The 13,429-nt window shown below is 64.8% G+C and carries 16 protein-coding genes; 5 read left to right on the top strand and 11 right to left on the bottom strand.

Features of this window, described 5'->3' with window-relative positions; genetic code table 11:
* Positions 1-14: 14 nt before the first annotated feature.
* From AB5Y53_RS08805 to AB5Y53_RS08780, 6 genes are all read right to left on the bottom strand, one after another.
* The gene (locus AB5Y53_RS08805; protein WP_368181693.1) at positions 15-425 is read right to left on the bottom strand and encodes an SRPBCC domain-containing protein; all 411 of its coding nucleotides are present in this window, start codon (positions 423-425) and stop codon (positions 15-17) included.
* A gap of 46 nt (positions 426-471) precedes the next feature.
* Positions 472-699, bottom strand: a complete 228-nt coding sequence (locus AB5Y53_RS08800; protein ID WP_069651302.1) for a DUF4287 domain-containing protein — start codon at positions 697-699, stop codon at positions 472-474.
* Positions 700-728: 29 nt separating this feature from the next.
* Positions 729-1,127, bottom strand: a complete 399-nt coding sequence (locus AB5Y53_RS08795) for a GFA family protein (protein ID WP_324031790.1) — start codon at positions 1,125-1,127, stop codon at positions 729-731.
* A 207-nt stretch (positions 1,128-1,334) separates the two neighbouring features.
* Entirely contained in the window at positions 1,335-1,700 is a 366-nt protein-coding gene (locus AB5Y53_RS08790) for a VOC family protein (protein WP_319899883.1), read from the bottom strand.
* 122 nt (positions 1,701-1,822) lie between these two features.
* Entirely contained in the window at positions 1,823-3,268 is a 1,446-nt protein-coding gene (locus AB5Y53_RS08785; RefSeq protein WP_368181689.1) for a chitinase, read from the bottom strand.
* Positions 3,269-3,456: 188 nt separating this feature from the next.
* Positions 3,457-4,650 (bottom strand): methyltransferase, encoded by a 1,194-nt coding sequence (locus tag AB5Y53_RS08780; RefSeq protein WP_368181688.1) that lies wholly within the window; start codon positions 4,648-4,650, stop codon positions 3,457-3,459.
* A gap of 179 nt (positions 4,651-4,829) precedes the next feature.
* Between AB5Y53_RS08780 and AB5Y53_RS08775 the strand changes: the two genes are divergently transcribed.
* From AB5Y53_RS08775 to AB5Y53_RS08760, 4 genes are all read left to right on the top strand, one after another.
* Positions 4,830-5,408 (top strand): alkylphosphonate utilization protein, encoded by a 579-nt coding sequence (locus AB5Y53_RS08775; RefSeq protein WP_039040739.1) that lies wholly within the window; start codon positions 4,830-4,832, stop codon positions 5,406-5,408.
* 520 nt (positions 5,409-5,928) lie between these two features.
* Positions 5,929-6,564 carry a LysE family translocator gene (locus AB5Y53_RS08770; RefSeq protein ID WP_128344306.1) on the top strand — a complete coding sequence of 212 codons (636 nt, stop codon included), beginning with the start codon at positions 5,929-5,931 and terminating at the stop codon, positions 6,562-6,564.
* A gap of 123 nt (positions 6,565-6,687) precedes the next feature.
* On the top strand, positions 6,688-6,891 hold the full coding sequence (locus AB5Y53_RS08765) for a hypothetical protein (protein ID WP_039040737.1): 204 nt from the start codon (positions 6,688-6,690) through the stop codon (positions 6,889-6,891).
* Between the two features lie 121 nt (positions 6,892-7,012).
* Positions 7,013-7,603: a hypothetical protein gene (locus AB5Y53_RS08760; RefSeq protein WP_039040805.1), complete on the top strand. Its 591-nt coding sequence runs from the start codon at positions 7,013-7,015 to the stop codon at positions 7,601-7,603.
* A gap of 73 nt (positions 7,604-7,676) precedes the next feature.
* Here the strand turns inward: AB5Y53_RS08760 and AB5Y53_RS08755 are convergent, their stop codons facing one another.
* From AB5Y53_RS08755 to xapA, 5 genes are all read right to left on the bottom strand, one after another.
* Complete coding sequence (locus AB5Y53_RS08755; protein ID WP_368181687.1) at positions 7,677-8,168, bottom strand: histidine phosphatase family protein; 492 nt, start codon at positions 8,166-8,168, stop codon at positions 7,677-7,679.
* A 38-nt stretch (positions 8,169-8,206) separates the two neighbouring features.
* On the bottom strand, positions 8,207-9,121 hold the full coding sequence (locus AB5Y53_RS08750; protein ID WP_368181684.1) for a DMT family transporter: 915 nt from the start codon (positions 9,119-9,121) through the stop codon (positions 8,207-8,209).
* Positions 9,122-9,168: 47 nt separating this feature from the next.
* Positions 9,169-9,975 carry a deoxyribose-phosphate aldolase gene (gene deoC / locus AB5Y53_RS08745; protein WP_368181683.1) on the bottom strand — a complete coding sequence of 269 codons (807 nt, stop codon included), beginning with the start codon at positions 9,973-9,975 and terminating at the stop codon, positions 9,169-9,171.
* A 62-nt stretch (positions 9,976-10,037) separates the two neighbouring features.
* The gene (locus tag AB5Y53_RS08740) at positions 10,038-11,297 is read right to left on the bottom strand and encodes a NupC/NupG family nucleoside CNT transporter (protein ID WP_368181680.1); all 1,260 of its coding nucleotides are present in this window, start codon (positions 11,295-11,297) and stop codon (positions 10,038-10,040) included.
* 25 nt (positions 11,298-11,322) lie between these two features.
* Positions 11,323-12,150 carry a xanthosine phosphorylase gene (xapA, locus tag AB5Y53_RS08735; protein WP_368181679.1) on the bottom strand — a complete coding sequence of 276 codons (828 nt, stop codon included), beginning with the start codon at positions 12,148-12,150 and terminating at the stop codon, positions 11,323-11,325.
* A 308-nt stretch (positions 12,151-12,458) separates the two neighbouring features.
* Here xapA and AB5Y53_RS08730 point away from each other — a divergent pair, with 308 nt between their 5' ends.
* Positions 12,459-13,397, top strand: a complete 939-nt coding sequence (locus AB5Y53_RS08730; protein ID WP_324045742.1) for a LysR family transcriptional regulator — start codon at positions 12,459-12,461, stop codon at positions 13,395-13,397.
* Positions 13,398-13,429 lie beyond the last annotated feature (32 nt).

The raw sequence follows: 13,429 nt of genomic DNA, 5'->3' as shown, positions 1-13,429 counted from the left end.
GCGCCCCACTGGGGTCAGCCGGCGGCTTCCATATGGCGCTTGAAGTTATCCAGGATGCTCTGCCACCCCGCCCGCTGCTGTTCGCCGCTGTGCAGGGACTCGGCATCGAACCGCTCCTCCACCCGGGTGCCCCCCTGCTCTGCCACGAACCGCACGCTCACCTCGCGGCCATCGTCCATGACGTAGCCGAGCCCCGTCGGCGCGGTGACCTCGGTGAAGGTCCCCTCGAAATCAAATCCCGTGCTGCCATCCCGCGCCGCCATGTGGTGGCAAAAACGCCCACCCACCCGCAGATCCACCCGGCTTTGGGGGCAGTGCCACTGCGGGGAGGCGGCGTTCCACGCCATGATGCTGTCGGGGGTGTTCCAGCCCTGCCACACATCGGCAATCGGCCTGGCAACCCAGACGCTGACGCTTATCTTCATCTCTCTGCTCCTCTGGCTTTCCTGCACGTTTTGCACTGTGACACTGTCATGCCACGCCGGGCGCATCGGGCTGCGCCAAAAAGTGGGCCACCAGGGCATTGGCATGGCCGTGGCCCATGGCGTGTTCGTCCTTGAGCCAGGCCACCAGGGCCATGTGTTTGCGCTCCTCCCGCCCTGCCAGCAGGCTCAGCCAGTGGGCGATGGGCCGGCCGTATTTCTGCTCGATGGCGGGAAAATAGGAGGCAGGCCCCTTCACCTTCGGTTGTTCCTCCATGATGGCTTCTCCTCAAGGTGGCCACAGGCTCAGGGTTTGGGGGCGAACTGCTCGAACACCTGCTGTCCGGTCAGGGTCGGAGTGTCGTTCTTGAGGGCATAGAAGTCGGGTTTCTCGTCGATGAAGATCTGCCCGGTGAGCTCGAACCCCTGATCCTGAAACAGTCCGGCGGAGAGGATGTACTCGTCCGTCGGCAACAGATGGTAGAAAAGATGGGTGCCGCAGGTGGGGCAGAATCCGCGCTCCGCCCACTCCGACGAGCGGTAGGCCACCGGGGTCATCCCGGTGAACCGCACGCCCTTGCCCCCGTGCACCGCGAACATGGGCCCCCCTGACCAGCGCCGGCACATGGCGCAGTGACACAGGTTGACCTCCTTGTGATCGCCGCTCGACACGGTGATCCCGCCACACAGACAATTTCCTTCCATGATGCCTCCTGAGAGTTGGGGCGACAGACCGGGCGAACGGGTGCTCGCCTCCTTGCCGCACCAGATGAAGTAGCACGGGATCCGGGGGGCGGCAACTGACCATTCCGGAGCCTCACCGCGGGGCTGAGGCTCCCGGAGCGGGAAAATCCCCCTCTTTATTCATCGTGTGAATGACTCAACACATCCCATGCACCAGATAAATAATGGTCAGGTTCCCTCCTGCAAGGCGATGCGATTCCCCTCGCAATCCCGACACTCCGCCACCCGGAGGCCCTCCCCGACCCGGGTGACGGGATAGAGACAGGCCCCGCCCGATGCCAGTGCCCGGGCCATGGCCCCCTCGATGTCAGGCACCCGCAGATAGATCCGGGTGCCATCCAGGCTCGGCACATAGCTCTCCCCCTTCGCCAGGGCGCCGGAGCAGCCCGCCGTGCCACCTTCCAGGGGAAAGAGCGCCATCTCGTTGCCATCGATCTGCACCCGCTCCAGCACCGTCTCGAAGACCCCCTCATAGAAGCGGATGGCTCTCTCCAGATCCTGTACCGGAATTTCAAAATGAATGGCGATGTTCATGGTCATCCTCCCTCGGTGTGAATCCGCACTCTATCAGTGCCAAAAGAGGCGCAGCAAGCCAGCGCGGCGATCAACAAGGGAGGCGCGCGGCCTCCCCGGGGTGCTTGCGCTTGTACTGACTCTCAGGTCACCGGTGCCCAAGGATCCCCCTTGCCCGGCTCGTTGCCCTGGGTCCACCACTTGGCCTGATAGATGATCCCCTTGTGGCTCACCTTGTTGCCCGCGGTGTAGACCTTGCCTGCCTCCCAGGCCGGTACCCCGTTTACCGGCGGCGTGCCGGGGTCGACCGGGGCCGGATCCAGCGCGGCCACCACCCGTACCTTGGGCCAGCTGGCGTGGGAGCCGTAGAAGTTGGTCACGCACTTCTCGTAATCCCCCGGCACCAGGGCCGAATAGGCGGTCTGGTACCCCACCAGATCGCACTCGAAGGAGTAGCCGCCGGGTCTGTCCGGGTAGTATTTCCAGTTGCCGTCCCAGTTGGTGTAGAGCACGTCCGTGGCGCCGTTGAGGTTGAGGCTGCCATAGGGGGTCTGCTGCCAGCAGGTGTTCTTCTCGTCCGCCAGCAGCGGGATCCCGTAGTGGGCCGCGAGCCCCTCCCAGTAGCGGATGCGGTTGACCGGCTGGCCCTTGTTCTTGTTCTGCTCGCCGCACTCGATGCCACCGTTGATGATGTTGATGGTGGTGCCAAAACCGTAGCCGATGCCCGCCGCCAGCTCACGCTGGGAGGGCACCCAGGTCCGGTCGATGACGTGCAGCATGGCGGGTTTGGGAGCCTGGGGCGTCAGGAAGAACCAGATGGCGGAGGCGAGGTTGAGCCAGGAGTCCGCCACCAGCCCGGGGTTGTTGAGGAGCACGGTGGCGTCGCCGTCGAACATGGCCTCGGAGAAGGCGCCGTAGTTGAAGTGGTAGGAGAGCTGCTTGGCGCCGCGACCGAAATAGCCCTGACCGGTGCTGCAGGGCCAGCGCCGGTTCTGCCAGTCACTCTGGCCACACCCCGTGGTGTAGCCGGTCTGCCCCTCAGACCAGCCCATCTCCCGCACGTGCACCAGGGCCTGCTGCCACTCCTCCAGCCCCAGGGGGTTGTCGGAGACATTCTCCTTGGCGATGTGGCCGCCGGTCTCCTGGGCAAAGTGGGCGAAGGCGGTGATGATGGACTTCTTGCAGATGGCGTCCGCATTGCGCCCGTCCGTGTAGTCGCCGCAGAAAGCTGGGAACTTGCCCACCGCCCGCAGGAAGCGCTCGTAGGTGTACTCCGGGGCGGCCATCTGGGTCAGGAACTCCCAGTCCGATTCGGTGAAGACCCGCTCGACCCGCTTGACGTTGTCCGGGTTGCCGGGGGCGCGTGCCACGATGGCCTCCACCACCGAATTGGGCCGGGTGGCCAGGGCGTGGGACCAGATCCCGTACATGGGGTTGGCGGTCTTGGCCTGGGCCGCACTGGCAAGATCCGCCGCCGCCATCACATAACCGCCGCTGTTCTGGGGATCGGGCTGGATTGTCATGGCGCTCTGGCCGGGCAGTGCCCAGACGAGGGCAACCAGGCAGGCGGTACGCGTGAGCATGAACATGGGTAACCATCCTTGTCTTGAAAATGTCAGGGCGAGCATAGGCATGCTGGCAACTAAATTCACGACAAGAATTAAGAATTTGGCGAAATTGTGAGCCATGCCTCCCTGCACTCAGATGGCGCTCGTTTGCAGGGGGATCCAGCCCCTGGTCTTGCGGCCGCAGCCATCCGACCTGTGCGGACTCTTGCTCAGATCCCCCCTGCGCGCACCGCCCGGATCAGCAGATTGCGCGGGGTCATGGGTTTGGGACAGAAGGTGCCCACCTCCACCCGGTAGCCCTGCTCCTCGAGGAAAAGGGCGCGATCGAGCAGCAGCCAGATTTCCAGGGGACGGCGAAACAGGTGGCGCACCAGCTCCATGCGGGCGACATCGCCAAAGCGCCGCTCCCCCTGTGCCAGCAAGGCGGCGTAGTCGAGCCCCGCGGGCAAGCTCATCCCCTTGCGCTCGGCGGCCCAATGGCAGAAATCCTCGAAGCCCCCGGTCAGCAGGCTCTTTTGCAGGTTGGGCACCGGCAGGTACTCATCCACCCCGCGCACCTGGCGCTGCAGGCAGTCGAAGGCGAGGCGCCACACCACCTCCCGCTCCCGCAACCGGGCGATGCGGGCGCCGCCGGTCACCGTCTCCTGCAGCGGCAGCTTCAGGTCGCTCTTGCCAAGGCGCAGGGCACTGGCCCTGGCGGCCCGGGAGAGAGGCGCATAGTGCTCTCCCCTGATGAGGTGGTAGCAACACGGAGAGAGGGTCACCCCCTGGGCACGCCCCTCGGCCACCCGCGTCAGCAGATGGGTGTGCAGATCGCCGCAGGCATGGAGCGCCATGGCGTGATGGTGCGGGGCGATGAGGGCCCCGGACTCGGCGGCAAAGGCATCCGCCTCCACGAACCGCATGTTGGCGCCGTCGCGCGCGGCGAGCCGCCGCCCCTCCTCGCAGAGCGCCCCCTGCCACTCCAGGCTCAGGATCTCGGCGCCACGGTGCAGCGATACCAGGCGCCCCAGATGCCCCTTGCCGGCGCACCACTCCAGATAGGGACCTTGGTGGGGGGGCAGGCAGCCGGTGAAGGCCTCTATCTGCCCCTGCTTGCGTCCCGGCATGTACATCGCCATGGCCCTGGCGCACTGGACGGGCTCGGGGGCGAAAGGGGCAAGCTCGCCGAGAGCCTGCAACTCGGCCCCCGCCGGGATCCAGGGGGCGAGCAGGGTGCAGAGCGCATCCATGTCCCCGTCGAGGTGCGCTATCTCGTCAAGGGTCAGGGCTGCCAGGCACTTCGCAAGGGCTGGCGCCTCGCGGGCAAAGGCGATCCCCAGGTGGTGATAGGGCTGGTATTGCCACCAGCGTCGCTCGGCGGTGAGCAAGCAGTCCAGTTGTCGAAAACGGTGAGCCAGCACGGTGAACCTGTCCTTTGGCGCAAAAAGGGAGGCTCATTCTAGCGATCTGCAGTCAAAAAGCACTCGCCTGTGCGCCGCTGGTAGCCTGACAAAAAGCAGGGATTTGTGCTATATTCCGCCCCCTCATTCGCGCAGCCCGCCACGGCGAGCCGCTTTACCCCTATAAACGGAACCCAATCATGACCATCAATGCCATCCTGCAAGCCCGTGCAAACGCCAAATGCGAGCTGTGTGGCGCAGAACATGCGCTGACTGCCTTCCCGGTGCCGCACTCCCCCGCCAGCGACGACGACCACAGCGTGGCCCTCTGCGCCACCTGCCGCGGCCAGCTGGAGCAGCCGGACACCACGGAGGTGAACCACTGGCGCTGCCTGGGTGACAGCATGTGGAGCCAGGTGCCGGCGGTGCAGGTGATGGCCTGGCGCCAGTTGAAGGCCCTCGTCGCCCGGGGCGAGCTCTGGGCCCAAGACATGCTGGACATGATGTACATGGAAGACGAGGTCAAGGCCTGGGCAGACGCCGGCGTGACCAGCGACGATGACGACAGCGTGCCGACCGTCGACTCCAATGGCGCCGTGCTGGTGGAAGGGGACTCCGTCACCCTGATCAAGGATCTGGACGTCAAGGGCGCGGGCTTCACCGCCAAGCGCGGCACCCTGGTCAAGGGCATTCGCCTGACCAACAACCCGCTGCACATCGAGGGCAAGGTCAACGGCATGCAGATCGTGCTGGTGGCCGCCTACCTGAAGAAGGCCTGATTCCGACCCCTTCAAGCCAGAAGCGCCCCCAGGGGCGCTTTTTTGTTGCCTCTGTTTCCTGCCGTTCGGGTGGCACTCGCGGGAAACTGGACTATCCTGCAAACCAGTTCCGCGGTATGCCCCTCCCCTGACTGTCAGTGCGCCAATGGAGAGGGCCTTCCCGGCACGCATGGCAAGACCCCGGGCACCCTGATCCCCATGGCGCCCACGAGACAAGGAGCCGCCCCATGGCCAGCAAGAAAGAGATCAAGAAGAAGATCGCCGCCCGCCAGGCGAAAATCGCCAAGCACGAAGGCAAGATCAAGAAGCTGAAAAAAGCCCTGAAATAGGGGCTGACAACCATTAAAACCGCCTGATGGCGGTTTTTCTAACCATATCCTTGCCTATTGCATTTCCTGCCGCAGACCATGCTGCACCGGATTGCCCTCCCCTGAATCCTCTTCGGGGCCGGGAGAGACGCCGCTGGACGACTCGTCAAAGGGGCTGGCATCATGCCAGCTTTGACGCCAAGGATGTGCTCATGAACCCGAATACCTGGATGCTGTTTGCGCTGGCCTATCTGCTGGCGACCCTGACTCCTGGCCCCAATGTGCTGCTGGTGGTCAAGAACGGTCTGCAACACGGCTGGCGCGCCGCCCTTGTCAGTATCCTCGGCAACCTGGGGTGCCAGGCCATCCTCATCGGTCTGGTCGCCATGGGGGTGGGTGCCCTGCTGCAAACCCTGCCTCCCCTCTTTGTCGCCCTCAAGCTGGCGGGGGGTGGCTACCTGGTGTATCTGGGCTACAAGGCGCTGCGCGCGGCCAATACCGGTGCCCAAGGGCTCTCTCCCTCCACCGCGCGTGGACGCACCAGAACCACCCTCTCCTTGTTGCGAGAAGCCTTTCTGGTCTCCGCCAGCAACCCCAAGACCATCGTCTTCCTCTGCGCCCTGCTGCCCCAGTTCCTCGATCACCAGAGTCCGCTGACGCTGCAGTTCATCACCATGTACCTGACCATCTGCGCCATCGTCAGCCTGGTGCATCTGTGCTATGTCGCCCTGGCCAGGCGCGCCGGTCGCTACTTCAAGCCAGGTCGCGGCGAGCGCCTCGTTGGCCGCATCACCGGCGGGCTCTTCATCACCCTGGGCGGCGCCATCCTGCTCAGTGGTCGCCCCTGATCCCTGTGCCTCACCGCGGCTGACATTATCTGCACCATCGGCGCCGCTTGGGCGCCGCGGATCCCGGCTACCGGGGCTAGAGTTGTAGGCGTGTCTGTATATGAGCCTGCGGTGGAGCGCCATATGTATTCCTACACCCTCACCTTCCGGGAGGAGGCCGACAAGCTGACGGCCCCCGAACACGAGATCCGCTTGCAAAGCCCGGCACAGGCCGGTGATTTCATCATCCTCTCCGATGGCAGTCGCCATCAGGTGATGTTCGTCACCCACCGCGCCCACTACAGCAGCCTCTACCTCGACAAGGGGGTCCGCATCCCCCAGAGCTGACACAGGCATCGTCTTTCGCTCCCTCCTGCTATGGTGAGAGAGGGCTGCAGCTCGCCAGCGCAAGCCCCTTGCCGCCCAGGGAGCAGCAAGCCCGAATGACCCATTGCCAGAGGTATTGATCATGTTCAGACAGACCGCGCTCATCCTGACCCTCACCCTGTTGGGCAGCGCCCAGGTTCACGCCATCAACCACAAATACGCCGAGCAGCTGGAACGCTCCGGCTGCACCCAGGTGACCGAAGCCCAGGGCTGCGATATTCACAAGAGCAAGGCGGAAAACGCCAAGGCAGGATTTGGCACCGCCGCCCCGGCCGCCGACGGCGGATTGAACATGAGCTATGAGCAGAAGCTGGAGCGCTCAGGCTGTACCCAGGTGAGCGAACTCAGCGGCTGTGACATCAACAAGAGCAAGGCCGAGAACGCCGCCGCCGGATTTGGCGCCGCCCCCGCAGCGGCCAGCGCCAGCCCCTACACCGGCAACTGGGTCGCCACCTTCCCCGAGACGGGCGCCACGGTCGCGAACATCCGCATCGATGACAAGGATCAGGTGTGGGTCAACGACAAGCAGGTCAGTGCCAGGAAATCCGACGGGGCCCTGGTGTTCAAGGAGGGCATGGTCATCTACACCATCCAGGGGGATCGCCGCCTCAAGGGAGAAGATGGCTGGGTCGACAACGACGCGGGCACCAAGGGGCCCATCGCGGCCAAATGACCCCGTCGCCATCAAGACAAGGGGAGCCGAGGCTCCCCTTGTCGTTTCTGCCTGCTTGCAACCCACGCCCCCTCTACCCCTTCTTCGGGAAGTCCAGCACGGCCATCACCGGCGAGCAGGACGGGAGCGCCGACCAGGAGGGGGCGTCGAAGGTGAATCGGGCGACGGCGCAGGTCGGCATGCGAGTGATACCGGAGGAAAAGCCATGGGCCAGGTCGGTGAAGGCAGGATCATGGCCTACCAGCAGTACGCAGGCGAGATCATCTGAAAGCGCCCCCACCACCCCGAGAAGGGTCCCGGCACCGCTCTCGTAGAGGCCCTCGTCGATGGCGATGCGGTTCGGGGAATAACCCAACTCTGCGGCAAGCAGCCGGGCGGTCGTCAGGGCCCGGCTGGCGGGGCTCGAGAGGATGAGATCGGGCTTCACCCCCAGGTGCGCCAGGCGAGCCCCCATCAGGGGCGCATCGCGCAGCCCGCGCGCCGCCAGCGGACGAGCGCGGTCAGACAAAGATGCTTCCTCCCAGCTCGACTTGCCATGGCGTACCAGGATCAGGGTTCTTCTCATGACGCACTCTCTGGTTGATAAAGGCGACAGGCAGCCCCTCAGACCGCCCCACGTTTGCCGGCATGAAGGGGCAGCAGCACCATGACCACCATGGTCAGCAGCACACCCCCTACCCCCCAGCCTACCTGTTCCCAGTGTACTGTCTCCCCGGTCAGCATGCCGGTGAGCAGCACCATTACCGGGATGAGGTAGGTATAGGCTGACACCTGTTCCGGCTGCAGCGCCACGCTTCCCTGCTGGAACAACAAGAAGCTCAGCGCCGTGGCAAAGAGAGCCAGATAGCCAAGTCCCAGCCCCACCGGCAGGGAGACCCGGCTCCAGTCGGTTTCAAGCAATCCGGGCAGCGCCATCGGGGTGAGCAGCACAGTGGCGCAGATGAGGGTCCAGCCGGTCAGGTGGAGGAAGGACTCCCCCCGATAGCAGCGCTTGATCAGGATGGGGTTGAGGGCCATGGCCACGCAGCCGAGCAGGTAGATGCGATTGCCGGGAGTGAGGCTGAGGTTCGCCACCAATCCCAGATCGCCGCGAAAGATGATGAGGGCCGCAGCCACCATGCCCCCCAGCAGGGCCAGCCCCATTCCCAAGCCGATGGCGCGGCGCAAGATCACCATGCCGGCCAGGGCACTGATCAGCGGCACCGTGGTATAGAGCGCGCTGGCATCGAGGGCGCTGGTCGCCTGCAATGCCACGAACATGGCGACGAAGTAGCAGAGGGCCGGCAGCGAGATAAGAGTGTAGCGCCCCAGATCCCGCAGGGAAGGCTGCACCAGCCCCCCCTGATACCCCAGCACCCCGACGAAAATGAGGGAGGCCAGCAGGTAGCGCGCCCAGGTGACCACCAGCGGGTTCAGCACCGCGGTGAGGGCGCTGCCGATGGGAAACGAGAGGCTGATGAGCAGAGTGAACAGCAACACCTTGCCGTGGGCCTTTGCAACATGGGGACGTGAAGACATGGGATATACCTGTCAGCAAGGGCGCCCGCAGGCGCCGACGGAAGAGATCAATAACCGTGGTCGGTCGCAGGGGACAGCTTGCCCTCGCCCAGAGTTGCCAGCAACTGGCCAAGCAGGCTGGAAGCGCCGAAACGAAACCGCTCGGCCACCAGCCACTCCTCGCCAAAGAGTGCGGCCGCCATGGCGAGATACTCCACCGCCTCCCGGGCGCTTTTCACCCCGCCTGCCGCCTTGAACCCCACCCGATCCTGCGCACCGCACTCGGCGATGGCCGCCAGCATGGTGCGGCACGCCGCCGGGGTGGCATTGACCGCCACCTTGCCGGTGGAAGTCTTGATGAAGTCGGCCCCCTCTTCAATGGCAAGCAGGGAGGCCGCGCGGATAAGCGCAGGCTCCTGCAGCTCGCCGGATTCGATGATCACCTTGAGCACCCGGGCGCCGCACAACGCCTTGCAGCCGCGCACCAGCGCCCGGGCGGGGGCCTCGTCCCCGGCCATCAAGGCACGCCAGGGGATCACCAGATCGATCTCGTCGGCGCCATCCGCGAGGGCGGCGCGGGTCTCGGCCAACACGGTTGCCAGATCATCGTCGCCGTGGGGGAAGTTGACCACAGTGGCAACCTTGACCTCGGGGGTGCCCTGAGCCGCCAGGGTGAGCCTGGCCAGCCCCACGAAGCGCGGGTAGATGCACACCGCAGCGGTGGTACCGACAGGGGTCCGGGCCTGATGGCAGAGGGCGATGATGCGCGCATCGTGGTCATCGTCGTTGAGGCTGGTGAGATCCATCAAGCGGATGGTCCGGATGGCCGCCTCTGTGGTGGCGCAGGCAGGTTCAAAAGCAGTCACGTCGTTCATAAATAGCTCCTGTCGGGATAAGAGAGGGGCGCCGCAGCGCCCCGAAACAAAGGGTGAGAGACTCAGGCGAGGGAGAAGAAGACACCGGCGATGGCGGCGCTCATCAGGTTGGAGCAGGTGGCCGCCAGCACGGTACGCAGACCGTAGCGGGCGATGAAGTCGGTGCGCGACGGGCAGAGGGTGCCCAGGCCACCGATCAGGATCCCCATGGAGGCCAGGTTGGCGAAACCGCACAGAGCGAAGCTGATGATCACCTTGGACTTCTCCTCCAGCACCTGCAGACCGGCAGCGGTGACCGTGCTGGCGTCTTTCAGGTAGGGCGCCAGATCGCTGTAGGCCACAAACTCGTTCACCACCAGCTTCTTGCCGATCATGGCGCCGGCGATGCCGATGTCCGCCAGCGGTACCCCGAGCAGGAAGGCGAGCGGCGAGAAGATCCAGCCCAGGATGAGCTCGAGGGAGAGCGGCATGCCCACCATCTCCCCCACCCCGCCCAGCAGGGTGTTGACCAGGGTCACCAGACCAATCATGGCGATCAGCATGGCGCCGATGGCCGCCGCCAGCTTGAGGCCGTTGCTGGCCCCCTCGCCTGCCGCCGCCAGCACGTTCTCCGGCTTCTTGCCGTCAAACTGGATGCTGTTGTCGAACACATAGTCCGGCTGGCTGGTTTCGGGAATGATCAGCTTGGCGAACAGGATCCCGCCCGGCGCCGCCATGAAGGAGGCAGCCAGCAGGTACTGCATGTCCACACCCATCATGGCGTAGCCCGCCAGCACGGTGCCGGAGACCGAGGCCATGCCGCCGCACATGACGGCGAAGAACTCCGAATCGCTCATCCTGGGCATGTAGGGCTTGACCACCAGCGGCGCCTCGCTCTGACCGACGAAGACGTTGGCCACTGCCGACATGGATTCGGTCTGGGAGGTGCCGAGCAGCCGCGCCATGGCGCCGCCGATGAAGCGGATCACCACCTGCATGATGCCGAGGTAGTAGAGCACGGCGATCAGCGCCGAGAAGAACACCACCAGCGGCAGCACGTTGAGGGCAAACACGAAGCCGATGCCGTCCACCGAGAAGTTGACCAGGTTGCCAAACAGGAAGTGGATGCCCGCCTTGCCGCTCGCCAGCACGGCGTCGACCCCGTGGGCCATCCCCTCCAGCGCCCGGCGCCCCAGCGGTACATAGAGCACCAGGGCACCGATGGCGACCTGCAAGGCCAGCGCCAGCCCCACGGTGCGCAGGCGAATGGCCCTGCGGTTGGTCGATGCGAGCACGGCGATGAGGATCAGCGCCGCCATACCGAGAAATCCTGCTGCAAACATAACTGACCTCCTGGTCGTTCCCTGCTTACTGGAAGTGGTGCTTGATAAAGGTGTTGATGAGGCGGATGAAGTCCGTTTCCGCCAGCTTGGCGCACTTGAGGGTCTGCTCGTGGGAGAGCTGCACGTCGCCGAGCCCCTCCGCCATGTTGGTGATGGCGCAGATGGCCAGCACCGGCAGCGCACAGTGGGCGGCGCTGACCACTTCTGGCACCACCGACATCCCCACCACGTCACCACCGATGATCTGCATCATGCGGATCTCGGCCGCGGTCTCGAAACAGGGGCCGCTGTAGGAGACGAACACCCCCTGATTGACGGCGATCCCCTCCCGCTCGGCCAGCGCCAGCGCCTCGCCGCGCAACCCCTTGTCATAGGCATTGGCCAGGCTGAAGAAGCGCGGGCCGTAGGCCTCGTCATTGGCCCCCGTCATGGGGGTGCCCGGCATGGTGTTGATGTGATCGTTGAAGATGACCAGGGAGCCGACCCCGATGCGCTCCGGGCGCAGCGAGCCGGCCGCATTGGTTACCAGCAGCAGCTCGCAGCCCAGGCGCTTGAAGGTGCGCACCGGGGTAGTCATCACCTTCATGGTTTCGTGTTCGTAGTAGTGGCCGCGCCCCTTCATGCAGACCACGTCCACCCCGTGCAGCTTGCCGAGCACCAGCTCGCCGCTGTGGCCCGCTACCGTGCTGACGGGGAAGCCCTCCAGCTCCTCGTAGGGAATGGTGACCTTCTCTTCCAGCGCATCGGCCAGCACCCCGAGGCCGGAGCCCAGGATCATGGCGGCGCGGGGGGCAAACCCCGGCTTGCGGGCAAGAATGGTGGCGACGGCGTTGAGTACGGGATCGTGTTGCATGAGTTGTACCTCTTGAGGCTGTGAATGAGACATGACGCTCACTCTAGGGGAGGTATTGGACGACAAAAATCGCTAAAATCGGCCTGATTATCCCGATATACAACACAATGACCGGCGTAATGGGGTAATGACGCACCCGAAATGGCCCAAAAACCGCTGCTTCATGCCATTTCTCCGTCAAACGGGTCGCCGGAGGGGGAAAACCGGAGTGATGCGGATCGCGGTTTAAGGAGGGACCTGCCTCCCTGCCCCGCCATTCCCGTGCCCGAACTTTGACGGCGATCTCACCCCTCAAGCCTGGAGAGACCATGTTCCCGGACACCCAATGGCGCGATCGCGTCACCCTCAAGATGTTGCGTTACTTCCATGAAGTGGCCAGCCAGGGCCACTTCAGCCGGGCAGCCCTGCGGCTCAATGTCTCCAAATCGCCGCTCAGCGCCCAGATAAAGGAACTCGAATCCCTGCTGGGGGTGGCCCTGTTTGAGCGCCACACCCGCCAGGTGAACCTGACCCCCACAGGGCGCCTGTTGCAGGCCGAATGCGATCGCCTGTTCGACGTGCTGGAGAGCGGCCTCAACCGGGTGGTGCAGGTGGGGCGCATGGAGCGCAACCAGATCCGCATCGGGCTGGTCAGCTCCATCTTCTGGGCCGGCTTTGGCGAGGTGATCCGCCAGTGTCACCAGCGCCACCCCGAGTGCGAGATCTCCTTCACCGAGCTCTCCCCCGAGCGCCAGAAGCAGGCGCTGGCCAGCAAGGAGATAGACATCGGCCTCGCCCGCTTCGCCGACACCCTCAACATCCACCCGCTGCAGGCCGAGACCGTCTATCGGGAGTCCATGGTGCTGGTGGTATCGGACGAGCATCCCCTGCGGGATCGCAAGCGGGTCTCCCTCCCTGAACTCGCCGCAGAGCCCTTCGTGCTGATGAGCCGCGCCAACTCCGCCTCCACGGATCTCATCATCAACGCCTGCCTGGTGGAGGGCTTTTACCCCCGCCTGCGTCAGGAGGTGGTGGAGCCCAATACCCTGATGGCAGTGGTGGCCACCAGCCAGCAGGTGGCCCTTGTGCCCGCGAGCTACGCCCGCCAGAAGTGGCCCCACGTGCGCTTCATCCGCCTCGAGCAGGGGATCCCCGCCGATCTCTGCGTGCTCCATGCTCCGCCCCTGGCCGGGCAGCCGACGACCACCGCCATCCGCCACTTCATCGACACCATGAGCGAGCAGATGAACCTGCCGGAGCGAGGCTGAAAGCAAAAAGCCCGATGAGGGGATCATCGGGC

This window comes from Aeromonas sp. R7-5 (assembly GCF_040908015.1).
In the GTDB taxonomy this organism is placed as follows: Bacteria; Pseudomonadota; Gammaproteobacteria; order Enterobacterales; family Aeromonadaceae; genus Aeromonas; species Aeromonas caviae.
Note: the sequence above shows the minus strand (reverse complement) of the source record. Positions and strands in the feature narration are given on the sequence as shown.

Bases quoted from the DNA above. Each gene is read 5' to 3' on its own strand.
- AB5Y53_RS08805 (WP_368181693.1), bottom strand. From the start codon at position 425: ATGAAGATAAGCGTCAGCGTCTGGGTTGCCAGGCCGATTGCCGATGTG.
- AB5Y53_RS08800 (WP_069651302.1), bottom strand. From the start codon at position 699: ATGGAGGAACAACCGAAGGTGAAGGGGCCTGCCTCCTATTTTCCCGCC.
- AB5Y53_RS08795 (WP_324031790.1), bottom strand. From the start codon at position 1,127: ATGGAAGGAAATTGTCTGTGTGGCGGGATCACCGTGTCGAGCGGCGAT.
- AB5Y53_RS08790 (WP_319899883.1), bottom strand. From the start codon at position 1,700: ATGAACATCGCCATTCATTTTGAAATTCCGGTACAGGATCTGGAGAGA.
- AB5Y53_RS08785 (WP_368181689.1), bottom strand. From the start codon at position 3,268: ATGTTCATGCTCACGCGTACCGCCTGCCTGGTTGCCCTCGTCTGGGCA.
- AB5Y53_RS08775 (WP_039040739.1), top strand. From the start codon at position 4,830: ATGACCATCAATGCCATCCTGCAAGCCCGTGCAAACGCCAAATGCGAG.
- AB5Y53_RS08770 (WP_128344306.1), top strand. From the start codon at position 5,929: ATGAACCCGAATACCTGGATGCTGTTTGCGCTGGCCTATCTGCTGGCG.
- AB5Y53_RS08765 (WP_039040737.1), top strand. From the start codon at position 6,688: ATGTATTCCTACACCCTCACCTTCCGGGAGGAGGCCGACAAGCTGACG.
- AB5Y53_RS08760 (WP_039040805.1), top strand. From the start codon at position 7,013: ATGTTCAGACAGACCGCGCTCATCCTGACCCTCACCCTGTTGGGCAGC.
- AB5Y53_RS08755 (WP_368181687.1), bottom strand. From the start codon at position 8,168: ATGAGAAGAACCCTGATCCTGGTACGCCATGGCAAGTCGAGCTGGGAG.
- AB5Y53_RS08750 (WP_368181684.1), bottom strand. From the start codon at position 9,121: ATGTCTTCACGTCCCCATGTTGCAAAGGCCCACGGCAAGGTGTTGCTG.
- deoC (WP_368181683.1), bottom strand. From the start codon at position 9,975: ATGAACGACGTGACTGCTTTTGAACCTGCCTGCGCCACCACAGAGGCG.
- AB5Y53_RS08740 (WP_368181680.1), bottom strand. From the start codon at position 11,297: ATGTTTGCAGCAGGATTTCTCGGTATGGCGGCGCTGATCCTCATCGCC.
- xapA (WP_368181679.1), bottom strand. From the start codon at position 12,150: ATGCAACACGATCCCGTACTCAACGCCGTCGCCACCATTCTTGCCCGC.
- AB5Y53_RS08730 (WP_324045742.1), top strand. From the start codon at position 12,459: ATGTTCCCGGACACCCAATGGCGCGATCGCGTCACCCTCAAGATGTTG.